The organism is Shewanella marina JCM 15074 (assembly GCF_000614975.1).
GTDB lineage: Bacteria > Pseudomonadota > Gammaproteobacteria > Enterobacterales > Shewanellaceae > Shewanella > Shewanella marina.
In genome coordinates this window covers 108,250-131,616 of the sequence record NZ_BALM01000009.1, presented here as the reverse complement: position 1 = coordinate 131,616, position 23,367 = coordinate 108,250, and the positions used below count along the sequence as shown (strand labels likewise).

Genomic DNA, 23,367 nt, shown 5'->3' with positions numbered 1-23,367 from the left:
CATTTTACACATAGCCCATCATCTCTTTTTGTCAGTCATACCAAAGCATTAAATCCACCTAAAACAGCAAAAAATTAATAAGATAAAGTTAAAATAATATTTACAAATTTTAACGATATGTTACTGTTTTGTTTTATTTCTGTGCGACGTAATGGAAGCAAGTCAGAACTAGATAATTGTACCGATTAAGCCTCAGTGAAAGCCCAAGCTTGCGTCTGCAAAACTAGTCCCTCAACATCGGATGTTGGTAAGAAATTGATCACTCATAAAATCAACTTCCACATATTTGGGGTGCTATTTCATTCAGTTGAAATAGATTTGCTTAACTTAACGATCGGATGATTGCTATGTATTACGACAGAACAAATATAAAGTATTACTCAAAATTTCTTATTCGACTGGCTTGGACAGTAGAAGTTATAGCAGTACTAATCGGCTTTACTATTTCAATTTTAATGGCCGTTTCTGCTTATAATTCAATTGCAACCTATGAACAGACTAATGCCGTTGACAGCACTTCTGCCATTTTAATTGCAGGTCTCCCCTTCCTACTCGTCGCGGTAGTTGAACTCTGTAAAATCCCGTTAGTATTCACCTTTATGAATGTCAAAAACCTGTTATGGCGTGGCATTTTTCTATTTTTCGTACTCTTTCTATGTATTATCACTTTTGAAACTATGCTCAATGGCTTTGAGCGTAATTTTTCAAATTTAAGCCGAGCAATTGATAATCGTAAAAATGAAATTATCAATGTTGATGCGCAAATTGAATTGCTTGAGAAGCGCAAACAACATCGTCAAAAATTCACCGAAGATGAGCTGCTATCAGAAATTGAAACTCAAACTCAAACTGCAGATGAAGAACTTAACCAAACACTGTCAGTTATAGAGTTAAGCCAAAGAAAACAACTCGCCAATATTAATTCAGGTTTTGAACCAGGCATAAAGCAAGATATTGAAAAAATGATGGCAATTCGTGATGAGTATTACCGTGATTGGAATGCTGAAAAAGAGTTAATTGAAGAGCGCTTTACGTCAACCATCGTCAGTAATGTTTCTGGCAGTAAAGAAGAACGCCAACGCTTATTAACTGAGTTAAATGAATTAAAAGCTGAAATGAAACGTGAACTAGATGATTCTAACTTCTTCACTAGAGCTGCAGTTGAGAAAAAATATCGCGCACTTGTGACTGAAAAAGAACGTCAATTAGCGACAATTACCACAGGTTTCTTAGGTGGCACAGCACTTGAGCAACAATCAACTATGGAAAACCAGTTACGCCAACAAATTGAATTTGTGAACAAGAAATACGAGCGTCGAATTAAAGATATCAATGAGCGTATTGATGAGAAAAAACAAGAAATTGTAGACCGTTACTCACAAAATGCACGTCTGCGTAATGCCATTGTTAATAAAGCTAAAAATGAAAAAAATAAACATTTTGAGCTTAACCAAATGACTAAGGCTGAAATCGAAAGTTACCAAGTAAAAAAACTTGCTGAACTTGAAGTGATTAGCCAAGCCGTTTTTGAATTAGACGAGCAAATCTTCAAACTGCGTAATGATCAGCGTTTACTCAATACCCAAATCAATCACCTTATGAACCAAAACCAAGTATATCGTTTAGCGATGTACGTATACGGTAAAGAGTCTGCTGAGCAAGTTGAACGCCAAATGGTCGGCATAGTGGCCTTAGTTTGGTTCGGCTCATTAGCATTAATTGCCGCAGTAACAGGTGTAATGCTAGCGCTAGCAAGCTTCTACCTTCGCCGCTTTGCAGCAGAGCTTGATGCAACAGACCCGATTGATGAAGTTAAAACGGTGACCGAGACCAAAGCCCCAGATGCTGATGCGGCGTCAAATGAAGTTAAAGATGACGCTTCTGTAGCAGAACCCAATAAGCCCACGAGTGAATAGGCTTTATCAATAAGCTAAACTAAAAAACCGCATCAAATGATGCGGTTTTTATTTACAACCCATACTACAATTTTTGATACTCTATAATCCACAGACAAAAAAAGCCGCAATATTTGCGGCCTAATCAAATGAATAATCTATTCAAAAATAAGACAAGCTAGTAATTATCTAGTTACTTTCTTAATATACTCGCCTCTCTATTAAGCATACGGTTTTGATTTAATTGTTTAATATTCGATGTTGCAGTAGCAGCTTGTTTATTGGTGTTATTCAGACTGATATAAAGAAAATCATTATTGTATTGATTAAAAATAGTAGGTAATTTGAAATTAGGTAACCGAGTAAATTTGGCTCGTTCACTTAAATAATGTGAATAACTAGTCAACCCTCTATAACCAAATTTATCAAAATAAAAGTCATCAGGCTGCATATTATCTAACATTGCTTCATAAAACCCATTTAAACGTAAATTAGGCATAGTCCCCTTAATTGGTGCAAATACATCTATACCGTAATTATTTGTAGCATCATAAAAGTACGTCCCAAAGACTATATGCTTTTGGATATCATCTGAAAAGTCATAATCAACTTGATTGGCATCTCCCTCAAAACCCGTTAACAATTGTTCAGCTTCTGACATTAATACTTCAGAGTTATCAGTAAATCCAAAATTATAAACTAAGTTCACATCAGTAATTTTCTGTCTTTGTATTGCAAAATACAAAGAGTCTCCCATAACATTATTTATATATTTAAGATTGTTAGCTTGAAGCAAACTATCCTCATATAGCCCATCAAAAGTATATAAATTAATTTCATCATCTAAATAATAATATTGACGCCCATATTCCGTATTCGCAAATGTCCTCATTGAGTTGCTCGCACCATCAATACCAATATCCGTTACAGTCAAAAATTGAGCCTGATTAACATCATTTTCAAACCAACTAGGCTGCACCATAATCTCATCATTGGTTAATTGCTCACTACCAATTACTGCAGCAAAGGCTACCTCTAAATCCAAAGATTGAAGACGAACAAATAAAGGTTCAGCTAATTGTTCAGATGTCTTACAAATTTCATGAGAATAGATAATATCTGTTATATTTCGATTATATCCTCCCACAGTAATATCATAATTTGAGTAAGTCGCTTTTACATCAGTAAAATCAAGTTTTACATTACGGCAAGTACACTGTTCATCAACGATATAAGCATCAGGATTATAACTAACAAACTTACCTAAATCACCAGCAGGAACCGCAACATAACTCGTGACTCTTAATCCTGAATTATCACTGTTATGCACAATAGAAATATGCTCTCCAGCTTGCCACTCAACACTAAATGAGCCGTCAGCTTCAGGCTTATGTTCTGACTTCACTGTACCATCAGAATTATGTACAAAAATGTCGTAAGCGAGGTTTGGCTGTTCATCCCTACATTTATTAATCGTTTTCATAAATGAAGCGGTAATATATTGTGGCGCAGGTGCTTCTTCGACAACTGGCGATGCACTATTATCATCAGAACCACCACAAGCACTTAAAAAAAGAGGTAAAAACAGGTAACACAATTTATTTGGCTGCATATATTCTCCATACCCTATATAGAAATACTGTTCAGCTAAATAAACGGCAAAGTAGTTAACTTTATTATTAGCAGCAGTAATTATTATGTTCTATAGCTATATCATGGTTAAAAAACAAACCCCATATAGTCAAAGGTTATAACTTGCTCATAAGCCGTATAACTCCGCCTTAAACGACTGTTGAATAAAACAACAATCAATGACATGCTCATCAAAGCAGCACCTTATTGTTCGTCTTTTACATAAGGAAATAGTCATGATTGAGCTCTACACAGCAGCAACCCCAAATGGTCATAAAGTGTCAATCGCCCTAGAGGAAATGGGGCTTGATTACCGTGTCCATCACCTCGATTTAAGTGCCCTAGATCAAAAACAGCCAGCGTTTACTGCCATTAATCCCAATGGTCGTATCCCTGCGATTGTTGATACTGGTAATGATGATTTTGTGGTATTTGAATCAGGTGCAATCCTGCTCTACTTAGCAGAAAAAACTGACAGCTTTTTAGGTCAATCTCCTAACGAGCGCTCGCAAGTGATCCAATGGTTGATGTGGCAAATGGGGGGATTAGGGCCAATGATGGGGCAAGCGAATGTATTTTATCGTTATTTCCCTGAAAAAATTCCAGCTGCTATTGAACGTTATCAAAAAGAAGGTCGGCGCTTATTTGAAGTGATGGACACCCAACTGGCTCAATATCCATTCCTTGCAGGCAACCATTATTCAATTGCTGATATGTCCGCGTGGCCATGGGCACGCATTCATGAATGGAGTGGCGTTGATATAACAGGTTTAACCCATCTACAGCGTTGGTTAGATGAATTAGCGCAGCGGCCTGCATGTCAAATAGGGATACTAACCCCACCACCATCAGAGCTTTCTGACGAAGAGAAAATAAAACAGATCCAACAGATGGTTGGTAAATAAAAATATCGATAAGTAAAAAGGCCACTTTGCAGTGGCCTTTCAATCTATTTCAGGGCGAAATACACAACAAATTATGCTTTTAAGATACGCTCATGTAACTCTTGTACTGAGTTAACATTTGAACGGTCATCCGCAGCATGCGCCATACACGTTGCAAATGCAGCATTCATGGTTGTAGTGTAATTAACCTTATAACGCAATGCGCCACGGCGTAATTGACGCGAGTCTTCAATCGCTTGACGACCTTCCGTGGTATTAACGATATAGGTGTATTCACCATTCTTGATACGGTCAAGAATATGTGGACGACCTTCATGTACCTTGTTCACTAAGCGAGGGTTAATGCCCGCTTCACCAAGCACAACCGCAGTACCGTGAGTCGCATCAATCGCATAGCCTAGCTCAATTAACTTAGCCGCTAGGTCTGCAACACGCTTTTTATCGCTATTACGGACAGACAATAAGGCGCGGCCCGTCTTTGGAATGTCTTTAACTGAGCCAAGTTGCGCTTTTGCATATGCTTCAGCAAAAGTATTACCAACACCCATCACTTCGCCTGTTGAGCGCATTTCAGGGCCTAACAATGGATCCACACCAGGGAACTTGTTAAACGGTAATACCACCTCTTTTACAGAGTAATAAGGTGGAATCACTTCTTGGGTAAAGTTTTGCTCAGTTAAGCTACGTCCCGACATCACGCGAGCTGCAATCTTAGCAAGAGGCACACCGGTTGCTTTAGAAACAAACGGTACAGTACGAGCTGCACGCGGGTTAACTTCAATCATATAGATTTCGTTATTCTTAACCGCGAACTGTACGTTCATTAAGCCCACAACACCAAGCTCCATCGCCAACTTAGCAACTTGCTCACGCATCTGAGTTTGGATTTCTTGGCTAAGCGTGTAAGGAGGTAGCGAACAACCAGAGTCACCAGAGTGAACTCCCGCTTGCTCAATGTGCTCCATAATCGCACCAATAACCACTTTCTCACCATCACATACCGCATCAATATCCACTTCAATTGCATCATCTAAGAAACGATCGAGTAGTACTGGTGATGCATTTGATACGCTCACTGCGTCATTAAAGTAACGACGTAAATCTTGCTCATCGTATACGATTTCCATCGCGCGGCCACCCAGTACATATGATGGACGAACCACTAATGGATAACCGATACGCTCAGCTGAAATCACCGCACCTTCAACGGTTGTTACAGTATCATTTTCAGGTTGCTTCATGCCAAGACGAACGATGGCTTGCTGGAAACGCTCACGGTCTTCAGCACGGTCAATAGCATCAGGACTCGTACCAATAATTGGCACACCAGCGGCTTCTAAATCACGTGCTAATTTAAGTGGTGTTTGGCCGCCGTACTGAACGATAACGCCTTTTGGCTTTTCAATACGGACGATTTCAAGCACATCTTCAAAAGTAACAGGTTCGAAGTATAAACGGTCTGAAGTATCATAATCAGTTGATACGGTTTCAGGGTTACAGTTAACCATAATGGTTTCATAACCGTCTTCGCGCAGCGCTAATGCCGCATGAACACAACAGTAGTCAAATTCAATACCTTGGCCGATACGGTTAGGACCACCACCTAGAATCATGATCTTGTCACGATTTGATGGGTTAGCCTCACACTCATCTTCATAAGTTGAGTACATATAAGCCGTATTTGTCGCAAATTCTGCCGCACAAGTATCAACGCGCTTATACACAGGCAAAATATTGAAACGGTAACGCAACTTACGCATCTCTTTTTCGCTCACACCAGCAAGATCTGCTAAACGTGAATCAGAGAAACCTTTGCGCTTTAATTGACGTAATAAGTTGTCATTGAGGCCGGATAAACCAAGTTCTTTAACTTGAGCTTCTGAGGCAATTAAATCCTGCATCTGCACTAAGAACCAAGGGTCAATATTGGTCAGAGCAAAAATGTCATCAAGCGTTAAACCTGCACGCATGGCATCAGCGATATACCAAATACGGTCACAACCAGGCTCTTTTAGCTCATGACGAATACGTGTCATCGCTTCACTGTCTTCTAAGTCGACAATTGGGTCTAACCCATTTTTGCCCACTTCAAGGCCACGTAATGCTTTTTGCAATGATTCTTGGAAAGTGCGACCAATCGCCATGACTTCACCCACAGATTTCATCTGTGTGGTTAAGCGGTCATTGGCACCGGCAAACTTTTCAAAATTAAAGCGTGGAATTTTAGTGACAACATAGTCGATAGCAGGCTCAAAAGATGCTGGAGTTAAACCACCAGTAATATCATTTGATAATTCATCTAAGGTGAAACCCACTGCTAACTTAGCCGCAATCTTGGCAATAGGGAAACCCGTTGCTTTTGACGCTAATGCAGATGAACGAGATACACGAGGGTTCATCTCGATGATGACCATACGGCCATCAACAGGGTTAATACCAAACTGTACGTTTGAACCACCTGTTTCAACACCAATTTCACGCAGTACTGCCAACGAGGCATTACGCATTAATTGGTATTCTTTATCCGTTAGGGTTTGTGCTGGTGCAACCGTAATTGAGTCACCAGTATGGACGCCCATTGGGTCGAAGTTTTCAATTGAACAAACGATAATGCAGTTATCGTTGCGGTCACGAACCACTTCCATCTCGTACTCTTTCCAACCAATTAATGATTCATCAATCAATAATTCGTTAGTTGGCGATAACTCAAGACCTTGAGAACAGATATCCTCAAACTCTTCTTTGTTATAAGCGATACCGCCACCCGTGCCACCCATAGTAAATGAAGGACGGATAATACAAGGGAAACCCACATCAGCTTGAACTTTGTAAGCTTCTTCCATTGAATGGGCAATACCCGCACGAGGACATGCTAAGCCGATACTTTTCATCGCCTTATCAAAGCGACTACGGTCTTCTGCTTTATCAATCGCATCAGCCGTAGCACCAATCATCTCCACATTAAACTCTGCTAAAACACCTTTAGCTTCAAGTTCTAATGCGCAGTTCAGTGCGGTTTGGCCACCCATAGTCGGTAGGATGGCATCTGGGCGTTCTTTGGCAATAATATTGCGCACAACTTCCCAATGAATCGGCTCAATATAAGTTGCATCAGCCATTTCTGGGTCGGTCATAATGGTGGCAGGGTTAGAGTTCACCAAAATAACACGGTAACCTTCTTCACGAAGGGCTTTACAGCTTGAGCGCCTGAATAGTCAAACTCACATGCTTGGCCAATCACAATTGGGCCAGCACCTAGGATAAGAATACTCTTTATATCTGTACGTTTTGGCATTGCTTATTTCTTCTCCTAGAAACAGACTATTTAGCTAAATAACGATATTGTTCAATCAACTCGATAAAGTGATCGAATAATGGAGCAGCATCATTTGGACCAGGGCTCGCCTCAGGGTGACCTTGGAAACTAAATGCCGGCTTATCCGTTAAGTGAATACCTTGTAATGAGCCGTCAAATAATGACTTATGAGTCACTCGAATATTGCTCGGTAGTGTGCTTTCATCGGCCGCAAAACCGTGGTTCTGACTGGTGATCATCACATTACCTTGATCAATATTACTCACAGGGTGATTAGCACCGTGATGACCAAACTTCATTTTTAAGGTTTTCGCACCAGACGCTAATGCCAGTAATTGGTGACCTAAGCAAATACCAAATACCGGGATATTAGTGTCTAAAATGGTTTGAATTGCTTCAATAGCGTAATCACACGGCGCTGGATCACCAGGACCATTTGATAAGAAAATCCCATCAGGATTCATTGCTAATACTTCAGCTGCAGGGGTTTGAGCAGGTACAACAGTCACATCACAACCACGGTCAACCAACATACGCAAAATATTGCGCTTAACACCGTAGTCATAAGCAACCACTTTGTATTTCAACTCGGTGGCTGGAGAATCATCAGGCAAACCACCGACTAAACGCCAACTACCTTGGCGCCACTGATAGCTTTGCTCAGTAGTCACTTCTTTGGCTAAGTCCATGCCATTTAGTCCTGGGAACGCTTGCGCGGCAGCCAATGCTTTCGCACTGTCTGTATCGCCTACAAGGATACAACCAGATTGTGCACCTTTTTCACGTAAAATACGGGTCAACTTACGGGTATCAATATCTGCGATACCAACCACATTGTTTGCTTTTAGATAATCTGAAAGCGATTGTTGATTACGGAAACTACTCGCCACTAACGGTAAATCACGAATAATCAAACCACATGCATGAACTGCATCTGATTCGGTATCTTCATTATTAGTGCCGGTGTTGCCAATGTGGGGATAAGTAAGAGTGACGATTTGACGAGAATAAGATGGGTCAGTAAGGATTTCTTGATAACCTGTCATAGAAGTGTTAAAAACGACTTCTCCAACAGCAATTCCATCAGCTCCGATAGCTGTTCCAGAAAATACAGTTCCATCTTCAAGTACGAGTAAGGCAGACTTTGTCAACGCGACCTCCGAAAAGAGCCAAGCCATTAATATGTAAGGTTTTTATATATTTTTAAAATACCAATATCCGTAAAAATACGAAAATTTGACAAATTCCGCGCATTTTATAGGTGACTAATTAAGTTGTCCAGCTTTTTCTTTTAAAATCAAAAAAAACCGTCATATTGACGGTTTTTACAAATTTAACTCAACCCTAACACTTGCTGCATATCGTAAAGCCCAGGATCTTGATGATTGAGCCAAGAGGCTGCACGCATAGCGCCATTAGCAAATGTCATCCGGCTTGATGCCTTATGAGTGATCTCTAAACGCTCACCAATATCAGCAAACATAGCAGTATGCTCACCCACTAAATCACCTGCACGAATAGTGGCAAAGCCAATGGTATCGCGCTTACGCTCGCCAGTGATTCCTTCCCGACCATAAACTGCACACTGTTCTAAATCGCGACCTAACGTATTGGCAATCACCTCGCCCATTTTTAGCGCTGTGCCCGATGGTGCGTCTTTTTTATAGCGGTGGTGACCCTCAATAATTTCGATATCGGTATATTCGCCCATGACTTGTGCAGTCATTTCAAGCAACTTCCACATCAAATTAACCCCAACAGACATGTTAGGCGCTAACACAACGGGAACTTGTTCTGCAAATGTTGCCACTTGTAACTTTTGCGCTTGGTTAAAACCTGTCGTACCAATCACCATCGGTTTTTGGTAACGAGCGCACAGTTCAAGAAACTGTAAACTGGCTTCTGGTGCAGTAAAATCAATTAATACATCAAAATCATCTATTGCTGCATGAATATCAGCACTAATAGTGACACCTAATGTCCCTACTCCTGCTAACTCACCAGCATCCACTCCAATTAAACTTGAACCTGTACGCTCGAAAGCCGCTCCTAACTCAAGGTTTTTATGTTCAGTGACAGCCTCAATTAAGGTCCGGCCCATTCGACCACTGGCACCTGTAATGGCAACTTTAATCAAATCACTCATGAAACTCTCCATAAAAAAACGCCCGAGATAAACTCAGGCGTTAGGCTCAATATTAGATAATATCAAGTAATTCTACTTCAAATACTAGGGTTGCGAATGGAGGAATTGCTCCACCTGCACCGCGCTCACCGTATGCTAGATGAGAAGGTACTGTTAGCTTCCACTTAGAACCAACTGGCATCATTTGTAATGCTTCAGTCCAGCCAGCGATAACACCAGAAACTGGGAATTCAGCAGGCTCACCACGAGCAACTGAACTATCGAACACATCACCATTGATGAATGAACCATGGTAATGAGTACGTACTGTTGAATCAACAGTTGGCTTAGCGCCAGTACCTTCAGTGATGATTTCGTACTGTAGACCAGAGTCTGTAACGAACACGCCATCACGCTTAGCGTTTTCAGCTAGGAATGCAACACCTTCAGCAGAAGCAGCTTCAGCAGCTTCTTCTTGAATTTTTTGTAGACGACGGCTGATCTCGGTAAATGCAATTTGCAAATCTTCCATTGCAACAGCACTTGCTTGGCCATTAAATGCGTCAGCTAGACCCACTTGAACAGCGTTGATATCGATACCTTCAAATGAGTTTGCAGCTAGTTGCTCGCCTAATTGACGACCAACGCCGTAGCTTGCTTGCAGTTCAATAGTGCTGAACTTATCAGACATAATCATTTACTCTCAATGTTATTAAAAAAAAGGTAATACACTGGGTATATTACTGTGTTAACGTCCAAGTCGACACTGCGGTAGACCTTGTTTCATACTTTGGCGGTACAAAGGTTCAGCTTCCCGTTGCAGCTTAGTTAACTCTTCAATGCGGCTATCATTCGACGGATGAGTCGACAATAACTCAGGTGGGTTAGCGCCACCAGATGCTTTGGCCATATTATGCCATAGTGCAATACTTGCTTTAGGATTAAAACCCGCTTTGGCCATTAAAGTTAATCCCATCACATCAGCTTCAGTTTCTTGTGCGCGGCCAAAAGGTAAAATCACACCATATTCGGCGCCTAACCCTAATGCCGCCATCACTAACTGACGATGTTCTGTTTCCGCTTGTCCCAAGGCCCAATCGGTGAGCTTTAAGCCCCAATCAGTCGCTTGCGCACGTGAAACCTGCTCATTACCATGCTGCGCTAATACATGCGCGACTTCATGGGCGAGCACTGTCGCTAATTGGTCAGGCGTATTGGCCACTCTAAGCAAGCCTGTGTAGACACCAATATAACCACCTGGTAATGCAAAAGCGTTCACCTGTGGTGAATCAAATACGACGACTTGCCAATGCAATTTAGGGCCTGGCAGTTCGTTAATAATCCGCTGAGTAATGCAATTTACATACGCATTTACTGCCGGATTACGATTAACTTGTTGGGTCTTAATCATCTGTTCAAATGATGTCTTACCCATGGCTGCCATATCTTGTTCAGAATATAACAGCGCCTGATGCCGCCCTGTTGGTGATTTATCGAATAAACAACCACCCAGAAAACTGGTCATCAGTAAGATTAAAATAAGCTTTAATTTCATTAAGTACTCCTTTAAAAAAGCCCCGCAAGGCAGGGCTTTTTGCAAGATCACTGAATTAATTACTTATTCAAATCTTGAAAGAACTTTTTAACGCCATCAAAGAATCCTTCAGCCTTAGGGCTATGCTTCTTTGATTTTGCAGTCAATGTTGCTTCAAATTCACGCAGCATATCTTTTTGCTTTTCGCTCAAATTGACTGGTGTTTCCATCACAACTTTACACAGTAAATCACCTACTGCATGACTGCGTACAGACTTAACGCCTTTACCGCGTAAACGGAACATACGGCCAGTTTGTGTTTCTGCTGGGATCTTCAATGTCACTTTGCCATCTAATGTTGGCACTTCGATTGAACCACCTACCGCAGCAGTAGTAAATGAAATTGGTACTTCGCAATATAGGTTATTACCATCACGAACAAAGATTGAGTGCTCACGCACTGTGACTTGTACGTATAAGTCACCCGCTGGTGCACCAAACTCGCCTGCTTCACCTTCGCCAGTTAGACGGATGCGATCACCAGTATCAACCCGGCAGGGATCTTAACTGATAGCGTCTTGCTCTTTTCTACACGACCTTCACCGTGACACTTAGGACATGGATCAGGAATAATCTTACCGCGGCCATGACAAGTTGGACACATCTGCTGGGTAACAAAGAACCCTTGTTGCATCTGTACTTGACCGGCACCGTGACAGGTTGTACAAGTGCTTGTTGAAGTGCCTTTTTTAGCACCGCTACCATCACACTCGTCACACGCAGCTAGAGTAGGAATACGGATCTCTTTGGTTAAACCACGAACAGCTTCTTCCAAAGAAAGCTCAAGGTTATAGCGTAAATCATTACCACGAGCAGCTTGACGTTGACGTCCACCACCGCGACGACCGCCGCCAAAGATATCGCCAAATACATCACCAAAAATATCGCCGAAATCTGCGTTACCGCCAAAACCGCCGTGTCCACCTGCGCCGCGATTAGGATCAACACCCGCATGACCAAATTGGTCATAAGCTGCTTTCTTATCGCTATCAGTTAGAATTTCATAAGCTTCTTTAACTTCTTTGAAGCTTGCTTCAGCAGCTTTATCACCTGGATTACGATCCGGGTGGAATTTCATGGCTAATTTCTTATAAGCCTTTTTAATTTCACGTTCACTAGAGTCACGACCCACTCCAAGAACTTCATAGTAATCTCGCTTTGACATATTCCCACGCTTTCTTTTTATTGAAGTTTTACTATATCGACTTTATACGAACGGGCGTTAGAGTTTCCCCATAACGCCCGCCAGTGCTAATTAAGTGTTAAAACTCAATTATTTTTTGTCGTCTTTAACTTCTTCAAACTCAGCATCAACAACATCATCGGCAGCGTCTTTAGCAGCAGATTCTTGGCCACCTTGTGCGCCTTGAGCCTGTGCTTTAGCTTGAGCGATTTCCATTAACTTAGCAGAAGCTTCGATTAATGCTTGAGAAGCTTTTTCGATTGCTTCTTTGTCGTTACCTTTAGTTGCAGTGTCTACTGCAGCCATTGCTTCTTCAATCTTAGTCTTTTCGTCAGCTGGTAATGCTTCACCTGCTTCTTCAACTTGTTTCTTAGTTGCGTGAACTAGACCGTCAGCTTGGTTACGAGCTTGAACTAATTCTTCAAACTTTTTATCTTCATCAGCGTGCGCTTCTGCATCACGTACCATCTTTTCAACTTCTTCATCGCTTAGACCAGAAGATGCTTTGATAGTGATATCTTTAGCTTTACCCGTTTTCTTGTCAGTTGCAGACACATGTAAGATACCGTCAGCATCGATGTCAAAAGCAACTTCAATTTGTGGCATGCCACGTGGTGCAGCATCAATGCCTTCTAGGTTGAATTGACCTAGAGACTTGTTAGCGCTTGCTTGCTTACGCTCACCTTGAAGTACGTGGATAGTTACCGCACTTTGGTTGTCGTCAGCAGTAGAGAACACTTGTGATGCCTTAGTTGGAATCGTAGTGTTTTTCTCAATTAACTTAGTCATTACGCTACCCATAGTCTCAATACCTAGAGATAATGGAGTCACGTCTAGTAGTAGTACGTCTTTAACGTCACCAGCTAGTACACCACCTTGAACAGCAGCACCAACCGCAACAGCTTCGTCAGGGTTTACGTCTCTACGAGGCTCTTTACCGAAAAACTCAGTAACAGCTTCCTGAACCTTAGGCATACGAGTTTGACCACCAACAAGAATTACTTCGTTGATATCAGAAACTGATAGGTCAGCGTCTTTAAGTGCAACACGTAGTGGCTCAAGAGTACGTTGTACTAAATCCTCAACTAAAGATTCTAACTTAGCACGAGTGATTTTAACCACTAAGTGCTTAGGACCTGTTGCATCAGCAGTGATGTAAGGAAGGTTAACTTCAGTTTGAGTTGTGCTTGATAGTTCGATCTTAGCTTTTTCAGCAGCTTCTTTTAGACGTTGCATTGCTAAAGGATCGTTACGTAAATCAAGACCAGAATCTTTCTTAAACTCATCAGCTAGGTAGTTAATTAAGCGAGTATCGAAATCTTCACCACCTAAGTGAGTGTCACCGTTAGTCGCTAATACTTCGAAAGTCTGCTCGCCATCAACATTGTCGATTTCGATGATAGAGATATCGAAAGTACCACCACCTAAGTCATATACAGCGATAACGTTATCGCCTTGCTTCTTATCAATACCATAAGCTAGTGCAGCAGCTGTTGGCTCGTTGATAATACGCTTAACTTCTAAACCTGCGATACGGCCAGCATCTTTAGTTGCTTGACGCTGTGAATCGTTGAAGTATGCAGGAACAGTAATAACTGCTTCAGTTACTGGCTCACCTAAGAAGTCTTCTGCAGTTTTCTTCATTTTCTTTAAGATTTCAGCAGAAACTTGTGGTGGTGCCATTTTGTGACCACGCTCTTCAACCCATGCGTCGCCGTTATCAGCTGCAATGATTTTGAAAGGCATGATGCTTACGTCGCGTTGTACTTCGTCATCTTGGAAACGACGACCAATTAAACGCTTAATCGCAAAGAATGTGTTTGTTGGGTTAGTCACAGCCTGACGTTTTGCAGGTGAACCAACTAATGTCTCATCATCAGTGTAAGCGATGATAGAAGGAGTGGTACGATCACCCTCAGCATTTTCTAACACACGTGCTTTGCCACCATCTAATACAGCTACACAAGAGTTAGTTGTGCCTAAATCGATACCAATAATTTTACCCATGGGGTCCTCCAAAAACTTCTAATATAATACTTAAATCTTTATCTGTTGTTCGATATGGGGATAGGCGAATTTAATTTCAAGCCCTAACTTCACACTTTTTTTGTGTACCCAATTTCGTCCTTGATTCATATATTGGGACAGCCAAAAAGATTACAAGGGCAAAAAACTAAAAAAATTGAAATAAAATGATGAATGGCTAATATCACTGTATAATGTATACAATCTGACTACCTATAATTAGCATTAGATCACACTGATGCAACAGGACTAACCTTGAACCGCTCTACATTAGCTTATCTATACGGTTTTGCTGCCGTTTGTCTTTGGTCAACAGTGGCAACCGCATTCAAATTAGCCCTTAACCATTTCAGCCCACTGCAACTGGTGTTTGTGGCCGTTATCACTTCAATCACGAGCCTAAGCCTTATATTGGCATACCAAGGCAAAATAGGCTTATTATGCAGCCAATTTAACCAGCGCCCCCTATTTTATCTGCAAACGGGATTACTTAATCCATTTCTATATTATTTGGTGTTATTTAAAGCTTACGATTTACTACCTGCCCAGCAAGCATTGTCGCTTAATTATACTTGGGCGGTATTGCTGCCATTGGTTGCCGCGCCACTGTTAAAGCAAAAATTAAGAACCACTGATATTTTGGCAGCAAGCATTGCTTATGCTGGAGTCTTTATTATTGCCACAGGCGGCAACCTTGCCAGCTTCACTTTCGATAGCCCTATGGGCATTTTACTGGCATTGGCCAGTACCCTATTTTGGTGTCTATATTGGATTATCAATACTAAAGATAAGGCGATCCTATCGTTAGCCTGTTACTGAGCTTCTTAATCGCATTGCCGTTTATTTTTACCACACTCATGTTTACTGACGGTATGCCAGATCTTAATCCTCAGGCATTACTGGCTGGCGCTTATGTTGGTTTATTCGAAATGGGCATCACTTTTGTATTATGGTTAATGGCACTTAAAAATTGCGAACGAACAGCTAATATCAGCACCCTAGCCTTTTTAACCCCAGTAATGTCGATAGTCTTTATCGCACTTATCTTAAAAGAGCAGATTGCCAGTGCTACGTATATTGGTCTCGCCTTTATTTTAAGTGGCATGATTTTACAAAAAGTACTACCAAAACTGTGCGACAAACATATGCCAATTAAGCCTTAGTTTGACCTAGCCTTATTCTCAAATAACAAGCGCGAAACCATTATCTGGACAGCGCTTGTTTATTCTTTTAGATCTAGAGTAAACCATTGGATACATTTCCATCTCAATAAAGAACAGCGTAAAATACCGTTTTACTCCGCGTTTGAGATGTAACTATGACTCCAGCAACGGCCGTGGCAAAGAAAGCCAAAGTGGTGTACGAGCTACTTGAATATACCCACTGTAAAGATGCCCCTTCTTACGGAGAAGAAGCGGCACATGCACTTGATTTAAATCCTGACCAAGTATTCAAAACATTATTGGTCGCGCATGATGATAAAACCGCACCATTAGGTGTTGCACTAGTACCAGTAAGCCATCAACTTAGCCTAAAAGCGGCTGCCAAAGGGCTAAAACAAAAGAAATTGGTGATGGCAAACCCACAACTAGCACAAAAATCATCAGGTTATTTAGTGGGGGGCATTAGCCCGCTCGGCCAAAAGAAACAACTACCGACGTTAATTGATGCCACTGCGCTTAGTTTTGACAAAATCTATGTCAGTGCCGGTCGCCGTGGACTTGAAATATGTATGGCACCACAAGATTTAGCGAAATTGTGCCGTGGTGAGTTTTTAGCGATTATGGCTGAGAGCTAAATCCATACTCAAAGCTCACGCTGCAAATACAACAAAGGCTGCATTGCAGCCTTTGTTGTATTTAGCCATTAACTATCCGCTCTCAAGCAATGGGCCACTTTGGATCGGCGCCCCATTCAGCCCATGAACCATCATATAAGCTAATCTTTTTAGCTCCTGCAATAACTGCCGCCAATAAAATAATACAAGCCGTAATACCCGAACCACAGCTAAAGATCAGTTGTTTATTCAAATCGATATCACGGCTGCCAAATAAGGCTTGTAGTTCAGTGCCACTTAAATAGCAATCACCACTTAATACTTGCATAAAAGGCAAATTAATCGAATTTGGAATATGGCCTGAACGCATTCTCGCTCTTGGTTCTGGTGCGCTGCCATCAAATCTAGTGGGACCTCTTGCATCAATAATTTGCACCTTTGCATCATCAATACTAGCAAGTACTTGAGTTGCATCTTTTATACACTCAACTTGCCTATCAGCGATGACATAACCAGTTTTAGCAATGCCATATTGCTCAGATACCGTATAACCTTGAGCCTGCCACTGTGGTAAACCACCATCTAATAGATAGACTTTATCAAAGCCCATCACTTTAAACATCCACCAAGCTCGCGGCGCGCTATAAACCCCTTGGTTATCATAAATCACCACAACCGTATCTTGATTGATGCCCAATTGCTGCGCTGCTTGAGTAAACTGCTCAGCCGTCGGCATGGTATGTACTTGTGCTGAATTTTTATCAACAAACACCTGTTCAATATCACATGCTATCGCATTAGGGATGCAACAAAAATGTTCATAGACTAGCGGTTCTTTAGCCACCACATGTTCCATACTGGCATCTAGAATAACTAAGTTTTGATCATTTAAATGTTCAGCTAACCAAACACAATCGACTAATGGGGATGACATGATAATATTCTCACTGGTTGATAACTGTTTGTCAGTATAAACCTCTGTTTATTTTTTACTATGCCCTATTTTTCTTATTCAGTTAAAAACAAAAAAGCCACTACATGAGTGGCTTAAGACAAACTATTGCAAGTATTAGTTAATCTCTTTCGGTCCCATGTAAGCACTTAGGCTTTTCATGCCACCTTTTAAAATTTTAACGTTAGTAAAGCCAATATGACGTAAACCAGTACCAATTGCGGTAGCACGTGCGCCTGACTTACATACAATCACAACTGGCTTATCTTTCGGGATTTTAGCAAGATTCTCTTTGATAAATATCTGATCTGCTGCAATGCTCATGCTATGCGGCAGCGTTAAGCCGAATACATCCATTTCCGCAGGAGTACGAATATCAATCGCCACCATATCTTTACCTGCTTTTACATCATTAATAAACGCTGATACCGGCATTAACCCAATATGTTTACCCGCAGCGCCGCCTTTAACTTGGGTAAATAATGTCTGGTAACTATTCGCTAATTCCGCGTTATATGCTTGTGCGCCAGCAGAAATAGCTAATGATGTTGATAAGATGAATGCATTGATTAGTTTGTTATTCATATGAGGTATCTCTTCCATGTTTGAGTCGGTAACTATGTATAGCGCTACAGTATAAAGAGACTAAAATGCACTAATTTGAAGTGACACTTATCTAATGCTTATTTTAAAACTTATCAATTCTAATAATGTTTAATGCTTATTTTTATAACTATTCATCGATAAAACACTAAAATAAATCATATTTACCAGATATAAATCAGTCATTAATTAGCCGCACCTATTATAGAAAGTTGTTCCAAGCGATAAGGTGCAAAATATTCACTGCGCTTAGCGTGTACCAATCTAGATTCCAGTGCTAGTTGACGCCGATACTCATCAATGCCACCCTCTTGTTGATGACCGAATATGGCACTAGACAGAGAAACAAAAGGATATAACCTAATCTGGTTATTGATACTTTCATGCAAGGTTAATTCAACAAATGTGCCAGTTACGGGAGCATATATGTGCCAAAAATAATCATTAGCCCCTCGAGTGACCTGAAGTACATTGCGACCATTCGCTATTGATTTAAAATCATACTCATTAACGCCATTATCTAACTGCTGCCAAAATGCCAGTATTGCTTCAGTAAATATCGTATTGTCATATGAAAAGTCATCCAACTCGATTGAACTATTAACATCAACACTTAATTCCTGAACTTGATATTGCAACAATCTCCCCCAAACATCATCGTCATGGATTTTGGCTATTGCCATTCGTACTCGATTATCGACATGTAATAACGGAAAGATCACGACACGGGGTTGCTCAAAGTGACTTAGCTGTAAAGGACCATATATGGTATTGGCATAACTACGTACATATTGAAGAAATTCACTCTTAAGAGGGATATCAAGCTCCACCCCTTGCTGTGTTTCGCCCTCAAAAATTGTACTGGGTAATACTGTGGTTTGAGTTAATGCCCCATAATGGTAGGGATTTAATAAAGCAGCAAAAGATGGATCACCAGACTCACTAAATAAGGTGATATCAAGCATAGGTAAATCAGTATCACGAGTCCCACATACAGTATGCTCAACGACATCTGCGCCGCTTTCACTACCCGCAATAGTGATAACATGATTAGGGTAATCTTGCTTAATTTGACTAAGGTCAAAGCGCATTGAACGGCAATGGCAAAACTCATCTAACGAATATTGGTATAAGCGGAATTTACCAAAATCGCCAGCAGCTAAATAGAGATGACTTTGCAGTTCGAGCTGATTTGGATCTTCGATAACCGTAAGGTGGCGTTGATTATCAGGCCATACAATATCTATCTTACCTTGACCATCAACATGATGAATTTGGGCCATGCTACCATCTGCCGCATGTTCAATAATGACTGCATCAGTATTAGCTTGCTCATACCCACAACTTACCGCTGTTTTGACAAATTCAGCGGTTAATCTGCTAGGTATTAATTCAGCAACCACTGCGCGATTCATACCATTTTCATCACCATCACAGCCATTTAAGATTAATAAACTCAGTAATATGATGATGCTTAAACAAGTCTTCATAACAACTCTTTATTTGTCTTTTACTTACCCATAAGTAAAAGACAAATAAACAGATATTGATTGTATTGCACCTAAAACGCTAAATACTTAATTGCTAAAAATAGCCAATCACGCAGATACCAAATCCAATACTTAGACTAAATATTTGAAAACTAAAAACTAATAAAACTATTCAATAAGAGATGAGTATTTAAGGCAGGCGTAATACTGACAATATGCGCTGTATTTATCTTACAGCGCATATCCTAAGCTAATGAAATGAACAGACAACTTGATTTTCTCTATCCGCGTTCACAAATAGGGATATCAATTTCAACACCAAGGCCGGGCATATTGTCATACAAGCGAATATGTCCGTGGTGCAGTTGAACAACCGCTTTTGCAAGTGATAAGCCCAAGCCTAAACCTCCATCAGTACGACTTTTATCTACTCGATATAAACGTTCGAATACTCGCTCAATATGCTCTTTAGCAATACCGGGACCATTATCATCTAATCGAATACGAACAATTGTTTGTTGTTCAAGTCGCACCATTTTGGCCTGCAGCATTATTTGTGCCTGTAGCGGACAATAACGAATGGCATTTTCAACCAAATTAATCAGTAATTGAGTTAATAATTCTTTATCGCCTAACACATTCAATGGCTGCGCTGTCAGTGGCGAGATAGTTAACGTCATTTGTGCATCTTCAGCCACATCCACATAAATATCATCAACTAAGGCTAAGATCTGATTAATATCAACTTGGGTAAAACGACTTCTGCGGGCACCTGATTCAATTTGTGAGATGCGTAATAAGGCATCAAAAGTATCGGTGATCCGTTGTGAGTCTCGCAACGCTTTATCCAACTGCTGTTGCATCATCTCATCTGCTACAGCTTGTTCATTCAAGTGCTCATCAAGTTGAATTAAGTTATGGCGTAAGCGGCTAATCGGCGTTTTTAACTCATGAGCAATATTGGCCGAAATATCCCCCATTGCCGCAACAGTCGCCTGTAATCGATCCAGCATGTCATCCACTGACCGGGCAATTCGAGTTAAATCATTATGTCCATATTTAACCCCAGTGCGCACACTTAAATCGCCTTCAGCTGCGCTAATCAATACTTGCTCAATACGTGCAATTTTAAGCTGACTACGGCGGCTAATGGCGGCCATAATCAAGCCAATAATAATGGACACTAAGACGCCAGCAATACCAAAACCAGTAGACAATACTGTTAGCATCTCATCGCTATCAATAATATCATCGCCATCAACATAGCCCTGCTGCCCAACCTGCAAACTGGTTTTCGACTGCTCGGTAATATCATGTTCCATATCATCAAGTTGATGATCAACATAGGCATAGGTCAACATCGCCATTAGCACTAAGCTACTTAAAAAAATCGCCACCAGCATAATCCCTTGCTGAATAGCGGAGCTTCGTAACCACGACGGCATAAATCTAGCGATATTTAATTGTTGAATAAAGCGGGAAGCAGTAGTACGCATCAATTACTCCTGCGTTTTTAGAGGGCGTAACTCCAGTTTATAACCTGCCCCGCGCACGGTTTGAATCAGGCTATCACTAAAAGGTTTTTCAAGTTTATTACGTAAACGACTAATGTGAGTTTCTACCACACTGGTTTGTGGATCAAAATGGATATCCCACACATGCTCAAGCAACATAGTACGGGTAATGACTTTGCCTGGATGTCGCATAAACAGTTCTAAAATTCGATATTCTTTCGGCTGTAAATCTAGATATTGACCTTGTCGACTCACGGTATGTTGGGTCATATCCAGCTTTATATCTGCAAATTCCATCACAGTGTTAGCCGCCATTTGCACATGGCTATTACGACGAGATAATGCCGTCACCCGTGCTAATAATTCAACAAAGGCAAAAGGCTTAGTCAGATAGTCATCACCACCTGCTTCTAATCCTTCAACACGATCATCTACACCACCTAAGGCGGTTAAAAACAACACAGGCGTAGCCACTTGCGCCGCTCGCATCGCTTTAACTAATGATAAGCCATCAAGCCCTGGCAGCATGCGATCAACAATGGCAACATCATATTGAGTTGCCATAATTAAGGCTAAGGCAAACTTGCCGTTATCGCACACTTCCACCTTATGACCAGACTCAGTTAAGCCTTTTTCAATATACTGACTTAAGCTCTGGTCATCTTCTACTAATAATATCTGCATAAATAATCTTATTAATCACGATAACTTAAGCGGTCATAGTGGAGTGATTACATGATGACGGTCAAGCGGATTAACTGCTTTTACTGCTTGTTGTGGCTTTTTTGCTTTAGTTTCTAACCAATGCAAAGTGCGCGCAATCGCTCCCATCAACACACAACCACCTAAGCTAATTAGGCCTAAAATAAAGAAGAAACTAATGCTCAATAGCATAGTAGTTAACTCAATCGCACCAATCAAAAACGATGTTGCTTGTTGCTTACTCGGTAGTTTCATCACAACCTCTCTTAAGGTTTAATCCAATCACACTCAGTATGTGATTGGTCTAACAGTTATAAATTTGTGCTAAAAGCGGGTTTCAAGATAACGGCCGTTGGCTGTTAACCCCTTTGCTTCATAACCAATTTTGCCGTGGTGCATATCAAGCTCAATGTCATAAACCTTGCTGTTAAACTCGGCCTCTGTTTGCTTAATTGCCGCCACTAAGGTTTGCACTTTACCACTATTTAATGCTGCAACAATTTGCTGATCCTCACGATCATAATCATTATCTGCAAAAGTAGGGGCTGTAACCTCACCTGTTTGAGTATTAATATAGCGCTCAAGTTCGATACCATTAGCACTTATTAACTTAATTTCATATTGATTGCTCATATAACCTTGCTCGAATTCAGCGCTAATTGCTGTTGCTTTAGTGGCTTGCTCAGCACGATTAATGGCATCGGTTAGGCTCACTTTCGCTTGATTAATCGTAGCTAAGGTCATAGGTTGATCATCGGCAAAGGCTGGTGCGGTTGCTAGGGTTGCTGAAACGATGGCAATGGCTAAACTAGATTTAAAAAATGTATTCATGATGATTATCCTCAAATTATAAGGTACTCAAGCTGAGCCCCTATTCAATGAGGCCATCATAACTAGAGAAGCTGTCAGTAACTTTGCCGCTAGTTTACATTTTTGTAAGGTACAAAAAAGGCAGCTAATTTAGCTGCCTCTTGTTTAATTTAGATAAAATTATTTAATCACACCACACACCATACGAGCACCACCACCGCCTAATGCCATAGGGTGATCTGAATGGTTATCTCCGCCAACATGGATCATCAACGAACGGCCTTTTAACTCGTCAATGGTTAAACGTGGTGATAAAACAGGGTTATCAGCCATACCGTGCTGGTTGACATATAATGCAGGTAAATCGCCTTTATGGTTGTCGTTACCCCAAGGATAACCATGCTTACCCGCTTTAGTTGGATCATAATGACCACCTGCTGCACCGCCAACAATCACTTTACCGTCTTTTTCAAGTGGCGCACAACTTGGATTTTGATGTACATGAAAACCATGTAACCCCGGCGCTAACCCCGATAACTCAGGGCTAAATACAGTGCCGTATTGATTCGCTGTAATAGTGATTTCACCTACTGATTGACCACTTGATAAATCAGTCATATCAACCTTAAGAGATTGCGCAGCAACAGCCTGCCCCATAAGTCCTAAAGACATTGCACATACTAAAAGCGATTTTTTCATTTTCGTTATCCCTTATTGCTTTGCTGCGTTAGTGTAATTACCTGCCAGATTATTAACCGCTTTGTAAATTTAACTGTAAACAATTTTATAGATTGTTCTAATCGACTGATTTTAAAAGCTAAATTAGTAATTTATCATATTTTGA

Annotated in this window: 17 protein-coding genes and 3 pseudogenes; 4 read left to right on the top strand and 16 right to left on the bottom strand. The window is 40.9% G+C overall.

Annotation, left to right across the window (positions count from 1 at the left end; genetic code table 11):
• The first annotated feature begins 347 nt into the window (after window positions 1-347).
• Window positions 348-1,916, top strand: coding sequence for a coiled-coil domain-containing protein (locus tag JCM15074_RS09130; RefSeq protein ID WP_025820920.1), 1,569 nt, complete (start codon window positions 348-350; stop codon window positions 1,914-1,916).
• A 172-nt stretch (window positions 1,917-2,088) separates the two neighbouring features.
• Here JCM15074_RS09130 and JCM15074_RS09125 read toward each other — a convergent pair whose 3' ends face one another.
• Window positions 2,089-3,507 carry a hypothetical protein gene (locus JCM15074_RS09125; protein ID WP_025820919.1) on the bottom strand — a complete coding sequence of 473 codons (1,419 nt, stop codon included), beginning with the start codon at window positions 3,505-3,507 and terminating at the stop codon, window positions 2,089-2,091.
• 256 nt (window positions 3,508-3,763) lie between these two features.
• Here JCM15074_RS09125 and JCM15074_RS09120 point away from each other — a divergent pair, with 256 nt between their 5' ends.
• Complete coding sequence (locus JCM15074_RS09120) at window positions 3,764-4,432, top strand: glutathione S-transferase family protein (protein WP_025820918.1); 669 nt, start codon at window positions 3,764-3,766, stop codon at window positions 4,430-4,432.
• A gap of 71 nt (window positions 4,433-4,503) precedes the next feature.
• Here JCM15074_RS09120 and carB read toward each other — a convergent pair.
• The 7 genes and pseudogenes from carB to dnaK all read right to left on the bottom strand — a co-directional run bounded on the left by carB (window position 4,504) and on the right by dnaK (window position 14,657).
• Window positions 4,504-7,727: pseudogene (carB, locus tag JCM15074_RS21660) on the bottom strand (carbamoyl-phosphate synthase large subunit).
• A 26-nt stretch (window positions 7,728-7,753) separates the two neighbouring features.
• Complete coding sequence (carA, locus tag JCM15074_RS09110; protein ID WP_148300767.1) at window positions 7,754-8,926, bottom strand: glutamine-hydrolyzing carbamoyl-phosphate synthase small subunit; 1,173 nt, start codon at window positions 8,924-8,926, stop codon at window positions 7,754-7,756.
• Window positions 8,927-9,081: 155 nt separating this feature from the next.
• Window positions 9,082-9,894 carry a 4-hydroxy-tetrahydrodipicolinate reductase gene (dapB, locus tag JCM15074_RS09105; RefSeq protein WP_025820916.1) on the bottom strand — a complete coding sequence of 271 codons (813 nt, stop codon included), beginning with the start codon at window positions 9,892-9,894 and terminating at the stop codon, window positions 9,082-9,084.
• 52 nt (window positions 9,895-9,946) lie between these two features.
• A complete protein-coding gene (gene bamJ, locus JCM15074_RS09100) occupies window positions 9,947-10,564 on the bottom strand; it encodes a BamJ family beta-barrel-assembly machinery protein (protein ID WP_025820915.1) in 618 nt (205 codons plus the stop codon).
• A gap of 57 nt (window positions 10,565-10,621) precedes the next feature.
• The gene (locus JCM15074_RS09095) at window positions 10,622-11,428 is read right to left on the bottom strand and encodes a M48 family metallopeptidase (RefSeq protein WP_025820914.1); all 807 of its coding nucleotides are present in this window, start codon (window positions 11,426-11,428) and stop codon (window positions 10,622-10,624) included.
• A 59-nt stretch (window positions 11,429-11,487) separates the two neighbouring features.
• Window positions 11,488-12,632, bottom strand: a pseudogene (dnaJ, locus tag JCM15074_RS21655) (molecular chaperone DnaJ).
• A gap of 108 nt (window positions 12,633-12,740) precedes the next feature.
• Window positions 12,741-14,657: a molecular chaperone DnaK gene (gene dnaK, locus JCM15074_RS09085; RefSeq protein WP_025820913.1), complete on the bottom strand. Its 1,917-nt coding sequence runs from the start codon at window positions 14,655-14,657 to the stop codon at window positions 12,741-12,743.
• 273 nt (window positions 14,658-14,930) lie between these two features.
• On the opposite strand from dnaK, the pseudogene JCM15074_RS21650 reads away from it, so the two are divergent.
• Together JCM15074_RS21650 and ybaK are read left to right on the top strand one after the other, a co-directional pair.
• A pseudogene (locus JCM15074_RS21650) lies at window positions 14,931-15,838 on the top strand (DMT family transporter).
• Window positions 15,839-15,993: 155 nt separating this feature from the next.
• Window positions 15,994-16,473 (top strand): Cys-tRNA(Pro) deacylase, encoded by a 480-nt coding sequence (gene ybaK / locus JCM15074_RS09075; RefSeq protein ID WP_025820912.1) that lies wholly within the window; start codon window positions 15,994-15,996, stop codon window positions 16,471-16,473.
• 82 nt (window positions 16,474-16,555) lie between these two features.
• Here the strand turns inward: ybaK and JCM15074_RS09070 are convergent, their stop codons facing one another.
• The 8 genes from JCM15074_RS09070 to sodC all read right to left on the bottom strand — a co-directional run bounded on the left by JCM15074_RS09070 (window position 16,556) and on the right by sodC (window position 23,222).
• Window positions 16,556-17,386: a sulfurtransferase gene (locus JCM15074_RS09070; RefSeq protein WP_025820911.1), complete on the bottom strand. Its 831-nt coding sequence runs from the start codon at window positions 17,384-17,386 to the stop codon at window positions 16,556-16,558.
• A gap of 135 nt (window positions 17,387-17,521) precedes the next feature.
• Window positions 17,522-17,989, bottom strand: a complete 468-nt coding sequence (locus JCM15074_RS09065; protein ID WP_025820910.1) for a rhodanese-like domain-containing protein — start codon at window positions 17,987-17,989, stop codon at window positions 17,522-17,524.
• Between the two features lie 203 nt (window positions 17,990-18,192).
• On the bottom strand, window positions 18,193-19,497 hold the full coding sequence (locus JCM15074_RS09060; protein ID WP_025820909.1) for a hypothetical protein: 1,305 nt from the start codon (window positions 19,495-19,497) through the stop codon (window positions 18,193-18,195).
• 281 nt (window positions 19,498-19,778) lie between these two features.
• Complete coding sequence (locus JCM15074_RS09055; RefSeq protein ID WP_025820908.1) at window positions 19,779-20,993, bottom strand: sensor histidine kinase; 1,215 nt, start codon at window positions 20,991-20,993, stop codon at window positions 19,779-19,781.
• A gap of 3 nt (window positions 20,994-20,996) precedes the next feature.
• Window positions 20,997-21,695: a response regulator transcription factor gene (locus JCM15074_RS09050; protein ID WP_025820907.1), complete on the bottom strand. Its 699-nt coding sequence runs from the start codon at window positions 21,693-21,695 to the stop codon at window positions 20,997-20,999.
• Between the two features lie 33 nt (window positions 21,696-21,728).
• A complete protein-coding gene (locus tag JCM15074_RS09045; protein WP_025820906.1) occupies window positions 21,729-21,968 on the bottom strand; it encodes a hypothetical protein in 240 nt (79 codons plus the stop codon).
• A 69-nt stretch (window positions 21,969-22,037) separates the two neighbouring features.
• Window positions 22,038-22,544 (bottom strand): PepSY domain-containing protein, encoded by a 507-nt coding sequence (locus JCM15074_RS09040; protein ID WP_025820905.1) that lies wholly within the window; start codon window positions 22,542-22,544, stop codon window positions 22,038-22,040.
• Between the two features lie 159 nt (window positions 22,545-22,703).
• Window positions 22,704-23,222, bottom strand: a complete 519-nt coding sequence (gene sodC, locus JCM15074_RS09035; protein ID WP_025820904.1) for a superoxide dismutase family protein — start codon at window positions 23,220-23,222, stop codon at window positions 22,704-22,706.
• Window positions 23,223-23,367 lie beyond the last annotated feature (145 nt).